The organism is Psychrobacter sp. CX16 (assembly GCF_057396245.1).
Genome location: NZ_JBXYJF010000012.1, coordinates 85,817 through 93,237, shown reverse-complemented (window position 1 = coordinate 93,237; position 7,421 = coordinate 85,817). Strand labels below are relative to the sequence as shown.

The window sequence follows — 7,421 nt, the reverse complement described above, 5'->3', positions numbered from 1 at the left end:
ACTTGCTCTACAATAGCTAATTTAAAGCCGAGTGTGTAATCTTTCTGTGTTCGTTTAACCCTTGATCTTTCTGCTTTGTCCATTTATAAGCTTCCTTTTCGTAAACTTATTTTAGGACGGGACAATATTGTTATAAAAGGCAGCGACTCAAAAGGTGATAATAAGAAATCAGAGCGGAAACCTGCGCAAAAAGAGTCAAAATCAAGTAACGGCACTAAAAAACCAGAAAGCAGTGCTAAATCAGACGTTCAAGCGGCTAAGCTTGCGCCGAAAGCCAATGCTGGTTCAAAAGGTAGCCCAAAATCTCAAGCCACGTTAAGCGAAGCAGAAGTTAATGGCAAGTTAGCCGATGTTTATGCAGGTCCTGCAGTACGTAAGTTGGCACGTCAGCTAGGTGTTGATATTACTCAAGTTGAGGGCAGTGCGATTAATGAGCGTATCTTAAAAGAAGATGTGTTTGATTACGTTAAATCGCACATGAAAAAAGAGACAACAGCTACCTCTGCTGCCGTAAGTACGGGTTCTGGTCTACCGTCACTACCGGATATGAGTAACACAGAGATTTGGGGCGAGATTGAGACGCAAGACTTAAGTCGTCTACAAAAAGTGTCAATACCGCAGCTTAACTATAATACGTATTTACCACAGGTTACTCAGTTTGACTTGTCAGATATTACGGATACTGAGGCGCTGCGTAAAGAGCTTAAGCCTGAATTTAAAGCTGAAGGTGTTGGTTTAACTATCTTGGCCTTTATTGTTAAAGCGACTGCTTATGCGCTACTGCAGTATCCTAAATTTAACAGTCATTTAAGCGATGATAATACTCAAATTCACATTAGAAAGTCGGTCAATATGGGTATTGCTGTGGCGACCGATGATGGCTTGATTGTGCCCGTTATCAAAAATGCTCAAGATAAAGGCATAAAGCAGATTGCCATTGAAATCGGCGAACTTGCTGCTAAAGCGCGTGATAAGAAACTGGGCACTAAAGATTTACAAGGCGCAAGCTTCACCATCTCTAGCCAAGGAAACTTAGGCGGTACCTACTTTACGCCGCTAGTTAACTGGCCACAAGTTGGTATTCTAGGTGTGTCAGAGGCCACCATGCAGCCGCGCTGGGATGAGCAGAAGGGCACGTTTGAACCACGTCTAATGTTACCTTTATCCTTATCTTATGACCACCGTGTGATTAACGGTGCAGATGCAGCAGTATTTACCCGCTATATTGCGAAGTTATTGGCAGATCCACGTCGCATTTTACTGTAATAGTAAATGCTTTAACTTTTAGAAAATCATAAATATCTAAAACCTCTGATTGGATAATCCAGTCAGAGGTTTTTTATATCTATGAGCTTAGCCAAGCTTTTTTGATAAAGGTATTAGTATAAGCGCCACCTGTCCTCTATAATATAGTGCTTCGTGGACAACCTAGTTAGCGTAATATGATTAAAAATCAGATGTACCAACAGTTCCGAAACAGAATTTATGACATTATTGAAAATGAAGCTTATCAAACGCCGTTGAGCCGATTTTTTGATAAGTTTTTAATTATTCTAATTCTACTGAATGTATCGGCTGTGATTGCTGAGTCGGTAGACCGTATATACTTTCCTAACCAAGCACTTTTTACTGCGTTCGAGAATTTCTCAATTGCGATTTTTACAATAGAGTATTTGCTGCGTTTATGGGCGATTGTAGAGCGTGATGCGGACAAAGATCCGAGTATTCCGCATTGGAGGCGACGCTGGAATTGGATGAAAAGTCCAGGGGCAATCATTGATATCATCTCAATCTTGCCCGCCTTTGTGAACTATTTTGTTACCTTTGATTTACGCTTCCTACGGGTATTAAGACTGTTTAGATTGCTCAAACTAACCCGTTATTTTGCGGCAATGCGAATTTTGTTAATCGTGCTGCACAAAGAAAAAGAATCGTTTAAAGCGGTTGTCTTTATTCTAATTATCATGATTGTTACGGCCTCAAGTGGTATTTATGTGGTTGAAAACCAAGCCCAGCCTGAGGTGTTTGAGTCGATTCCGAAGTCGATGTGGTGGGCAGTGGTAACATTGACCACGGTTGGTTATGGTGATGTTATTCCTGTAACCACTATGGGCAAATTCTTGGGTGCGGTGATTACTATCTTGGGTGTTGGTCTAGCCGCATTACCGGCCGGTATCCTTGCCTCTGGTTTGGCGTCTGAGCTTGAACAGCGTAGAGAGCAGTTAGAGCAGCGCTTTCGCGAGTTATTGCTTGAAGATGAGCATATGGATTTGACCAAAGACAAATACAAAATTGATCAAATCAGACGTGAGCTTGGACTCAACAAAGACCAAGCAGATGAAGTGATTACGCAGCTGTTACGTGAGAAAGAGTATGAAGACCGCTTAGCGGAGCTTGATAAGAAAAACTATTGCCCACACTGTGGTGAGCATTTATAAACTAGAAATCTATCAATTGATAAGTTAATCAGTTTAAACATTAACCGGCCGAGAAATACTATTGTTATAGGGCGTGTCCTCAATTCGTACGATTACATTTAAATGGGCTAAAAATAGCTAAATCTTGTCATACTGCCTCAAATAACGGGTAAATATCTCGATATTTACGGCATTACTTTCTTTGTCTGACTGCGATTTATCTTATTTTTATCACCATTTTCAAAATGAGGATACGCCCTAGTGTTTCTCGGCCGGTTTGTTTGATTTTAATACTTCAATATCTCAGTGCTTCGATATCTAAGTCAAACGACTAAAAGTAGACCCTAAGCGTATATGCGAGCCAAGTCTTTGCTAACTTGCTTTGCCATGTCGTCCATATCAGTGCCGGTTAACGGTAAATCTTTGACCGTAAAGCGCCATTCGCCCAACTCTCGGCTTAGTACCGCCACACATAATGCGCTGCTATCAGTACCTAATAAGGTCAAATCTGAGGCGTAAATTTCATTGCCTTCATCATCGCTAATATAGATATTGCCACGCTCAAGCTTATTAAGCGGATGCCCTTTATAGCTAGATACTAATAGAGCAATGTGCTCGGCATTTTGAGCTAAGCGCGGTAATCTAATCTCGATGGTTTCAACATCGACATTGCGGTCAAGCTCAGCAGTTGCGCCGCGATCCTTACCGTCTAAGCTATCTCCTTGATGGCGTACTGCGGAAGATTCGTCGCGTAATTGTTTAAACCATACCGTATCGACCACTTGTAATTTATCATCGAATATCACACAAGATAAATCAATATCCATGGTTTCTTTATTTTTCTTTAGGCGATTAATAAACCCTTTTTTGGTGACTTCGGTATATTTGAAGTTCAGACCAAATAGTAAGCTATTCCCTCGAATAGAGAGTTCACTGAGTAAATTTGATAAAGGCGCAGCGTCAGTTGATAAAGGGCTACTGTCAATAGGTTGGTTAGCTGTTGTGTCTGCGGCAGTATGGTTTGAAGCGGCCAAGTAGAACTCCTAATTAATCATAAGGATAAAGATGATGATTGTTTTTATAAGAACCTGTATTCATAAGCTACAGTTATGGTATTTTTAGAATAAAATGAGACAATACGAGGAAAAATTGGGTTGAATAGTCATTCTATTCGAGCCGAGTTTTAACAAAGTAGTGGCTTGTTTTAGGCAAAAAGAGCCAATTATAGCTTGTGAATACAGGTTCTAAGATAGTGACAAAGATTATAACATTTTAATATCGGTCGGCCGACTAGGGCAGTGCTATATTTAGGTAATTACCCTAATCAGTTCAACTTTAAATAATCGGATGTGCATTTGAATATCAGCTTATTGATCAAAATGCTCGTCTTGTTTCACTGCATGAGACAGTATTTCTGGCTCAATAATGGTCAGCTTTTTGCCAAAGCCGCGCAGCCACCATACCAATTGCGAGGTTAGATTAACAGTGGCGATAATGGTCTGGGTATTATTCTCAGTGTCTTCAGTGACCACTTGATCATCGCTTAACTGGCTTTCCGTCAAGCTGGTACCGGCTTTACCATTGAATACCAGTTTTATCTTGGTGTTTTTGCCATGATTAGGTAAGTCTTTGAATAGATAATGCGCGAACCCCATACCGCCAGAATCTAGATAGGCTTCTAAATTAAAGCCTGCCGGAATTACCGCTTTGGTTTCCTCTACGGTCACTTCCGTAAAACGGTGTAGGGCAAAGGTGCGAATAATTTGCTCAGCATCGCCAACTTTAGTTGCCAGCAGATAAATCACCACACCGCGCTGCACAATGGCTATAGGGTTAAGCTGATATTCGCCAGGCTCATCTTTATTGCGGCGGGTATAGCGCGCGCTAATCTGACATTCGTGGAAAATCGCTTGATAAATGGCGTCCTTACAGTCGCGACAAATTTTAGGCGCAATAAGCGGCTGCGTTGCCGGTTCAATACGTACGCGATCAAGCCAGTTGTGAGTGATTTTGCTATCTTTTAACTGACGACGTGCCAAATCAAACCACGGGAATAATTCATCTAAAATAGCTGGCGGCAATAGCTGGGCTAAATTAGCCTCGACCATGTTAAAGGCTACCGCTTGAGATAGATTCATATGCGGCAAGCTTTGTACTGGGGCATCTTCTTTCCAGCGCCAACCTTGTGGATTGGCATTGTTTTTTTCGATAGGAAAGCGTTTGGACAGTGCATTCAAATCTCGCTGTACAGTACGTAAGCTGACATCGAAATTGGCCAGACGCAGCTGCTCATGTAAATGATGGGTACCGCGCCAACTACCACGTTCTAACAGGTTTAGCAGTTCCCACTGTCTGGCGGTAGTGGCCGTACTATTGGTAGGCGGCTTCGGCATGGCAGCAGTCTGTGAGGTATTGTCCTTGCTCATCGTCATATTAGTCATCATTTATTATGTAATTTATAACAGCCCAACTCTACGTCTATATTGCTTATCAATACCAGCTTAAAGTGAGGGCGATGATACGTGGCGACCTAGAATAGTGACCACGCGACTGATTAGAAATAATACTAAATATATTATAATAAAGCTAAAAATAGCATACTTTATCGCTTATCACTCAACTATAGACACAAAGTCATCAAACAAATATCAAAGGCATGAGTGATTATTTTTTATCTGTATTCGATTTTAAGCGCTGTGTCTCATTGGTAGACGTATCGGATGTGTCATTCGTATCACCTTCTGGCGGATTTAATTGCTCTTCCCACTTCTTAAGATTTTTAATAATTTTGCCAAACAAACTTGATTTGCGGTAGTGCCCTTTTTTGGTGGTGGTATCAACCGCAATATCTGCCAAAATAGTTAACGCTTCACTTAAGGTCTTAACGCCATAGATATGAAACTTCTTGGATTTAACGGCTTCAATAATATCATCTCGAAGCATTAACTGAGAAATATTGGCATGCGGTAAAATCACCCCTTGATGACCGGACAGACCTTGGTGTGAGCAAGCGTCAAAGAAGCCAGCAATCTTAGCATTAATGCCACCAACTGCTTGCACGCGGCCCAACTGATTCATGGAGCCGGTAATCGCTAAAGACTGAGCGATAGGCGCGCCGGCAAGGGCAGACAACAGCGCACAGGCTTCGGCAAGAGTCGCACTATCGCCATCAATATGCGCGTAACTTTGCTCAAAGGCCAGTGATGCGGTGAAATTGAGTGGATGATAGGGGCTAAATAAAGCGCGCAGATAACTGTTCATAATGAGCATACCTTTGGCGTGTAAACTACCGCCAAGCTCAACATCACGCTCAATATCTAATATATCACCTGAGCCAACACTGTGCTGAACCACAGCGGTTAATAGGGCAGGCATGCCAAACTCACTATCCGCATAATCAACTATGGTTAAGGCGTTAATCTGACCGACTGCTTTGCCGCTGGTACTGATAAGCTGCTGCCCATCGGTAATCTCTTGCAAATACAGCTCTTTTAAGTAGCCCGCGCGGTAAGTAATATCGGTAAGTGCTTGCTTGATATGCTCTGTACTAACCAAATTTAATTTTTCCGTATTGGCATGGCGATTTGCCTCTAGCATTAATTGTATAAGGCGATCGGTATGCAGGCTAAGCTTGTTCTGATCTTCACATTGTAAGCTTAAATACTCCATAACAACCGCTTGAGCAGTATTGTCGAAATGATTTAAGTCATATTTAGCAATGATATCTACCATTCTTGAGCTCATCGCGACTTCATGAGCATGAGTGCGGCTGACCTCATCATGAAAATCAGCCCGTATCTTAAAGGTCGCGTTAAACTCCAAATCACGTTCGGCAAATTGATCATATAAATCCGGATCGCCCAATAAAATCACCTTTAGATTTAAAGGAATGGGTTCAGGTTGCAAACCAATACCGCCTAAAGCGTCAGTTTGGCGATAATTAGATAGGGTAAGCCTGCGAGATTGCAGAGTGCGTTTCAGCGCTTGCCATGCGTCAAGATGCTCAGCTAAATGACTGGCCTCTATTAATAGATAGCCACCATTGGCCTGATGTAACGCACCTGCTTCAATCATCATATGGTTAGACAGGGTACTACCAGATTGTAGAGTCTGCCCAATACAGCCTATCAGATTAGTGAGCTTAGGATACGGCTCAAAAATAATAGGCGCAGCATCACGAGTATGGCGTAGTCGCACCTGCGTTGTTGTGTTGGCTTGACTGACCATGATATTTAAGCAATAGCGGTCAGGTAATAGGCGCTGATTGTCCACCGAAAATCGCTTATCATCTCCCTCTGCAATGAGCGCAGCATTGGCAATCATATCCTCTTGCATTGCTTTTAGGTAATTAAGGAGTTTGGGATTATCTGCGTAGGTTTTAGTTAGTTTTTGATATAAAGGGGCCAGCGTTTGCTTGGCGGTTTGCTCATAAGATGCTTCGCTATTATTTAAGACGCTCGTATTTAAAACCCGCGTGAGCGTTTGCCATATCATCAATAATTGCTGCTGTAACTCTGGTGCAGCCTTAGGAGGTAGGGATATCGCTAAGGGGTGTAAGGGATTGTAAAAATTATGTGCGTACACCCAATCACAAAGCGCTGATTGTTTATGTCCTTGCTGCTGTAAATAACGGGTGATAAAAGTGCGCTTACCCAGTCCATTTTCTCCAACCGCAAATACATGATAGCCGGTAGCAGGAATATCGAAGGCCGTTTTTATAGCATGTACCGCACGGTTTTGGCCGAAATCTAATTTGGCTTTTGGGGCCAGTTTGGTTGAGGCGGGCAGGGTGGTACTGTCTGTGTATTTTTTTAATTTAGAGACGCCAACTTTACAGCGCTGCTTGATTTGGGTTACGGTATTTTTATGTTTAATAGACGGTTTATAATTGTTTTTGGAAGGGTTAGACATAGTTAACTCAATGTTGAAATGCAAAGCAAAGTGTGAAAATTATTATTGAGTATATCGCATGATAAAGTCGCGATACCATCTAAAAAAATCGTG

The 7,421-nt window shown here is 42.0% G+C and carries 4 protein-coding genes and 1 pseudogene; 2 read left to right on the top strand and 3 right to left on the bottom strand.

Annotated features, from left to right (window positions below; all coding sequences use genetic code 11):
• Positions 1-312 precede the first annotated feature (312 nt).
• Together AC2SLM_RS06315 and AC2SLM_RS06310 are read left to right on the top strand one after the other, a co-directional pair.
• Positions 313-1,266, top strand: a pseudogene (locus tag AC2SLM_RS06315) (2-oxo acid dehydrogenase subunit E2); the annotation flags it as partial.
• 176 nt (positions 1,267-1,442) lie between these two features.
• Positions 1,443-2,438 (top strand): ion transporter, encoded by a 996-nt coding sequence (locus AC2SLM_RS06310; RefSeq protein ID WP_486552672.1) that lies wholly within the window; start codon positions 1,443-1,445, stop codon positions 2,436-2,438.
• Between the two features lie 323 nt (positions 2,439-2,761).
• Here the strand turns inward: AC2SLM_RS06310 and AC2SLM_RS06305 are convergent, their stop codons facing one another.
• The 3 genes from AC2SLM_RS06305 to AC2SLM_RS06295 form a co-directional block, all read right to left on the bottom strand.
• A complete protein-coding gene (locus tag AC2SLM_RS06305) occupies positions 2,762-3,451 on the bottom strand; it encodes a TerD family protein (RefSeq protein WP_486541311.1) in 690 nt (229 codons plus the stop codon).
• A gap of 333 nt (positions 3,452-3,784) precedes the next feature.
• Positions 3,785-4,849 (bottom strand): helix-turn-helix transcriptional regulator, encoded by a 1,065-nt coding sequence (locus tag AC2SLM_RS06300; protein ID WP_486541309.1) that lies wholly within the window; start codon positions 4,847-4,849, stop codon positions 3,785-3,787.
• A 232-nt stretch (positions 4,850-5,081) separates the two neighbouring features.
• Positions 5,082-7,328 carry a Lon protease family protein gene (locus AC2SLM_RS06295; protein WP_486552670.1) on the bottom strand — a complete coding sequence of 749 codons (2,247 nt, stop codon included), beginning with the start codon at positions 7,326-7,328 and terminating at the stop codon, positions 5,082-5,084.
• Positions 7,329-7,421: the final 93 nt, after the last annotated feature.

Coding starts and splice junctions, on each gene's coding strand:
- AC2SLM_RS06310 (WP_486552672.1), top strand. CDS start 1,443: ATGATTAAAAATCAGATGTACCAACAGTTCCGAAACAGAATTTATGAC.
- AC2SLM_RS06300 (WP_486541309.1), bottom strand. CDS start 4,849: ATGACGATGAGCAAGGACAATACCTCACAGACTGCTGCCATGCCGAAG.
- AC2SLM_RS06295 (WP_486552670.1), bottom strand. CDS start 7,328: ATGTCTAACCCTTCCAAAAACAATTATAAACCGTCTATTAAACATAAA.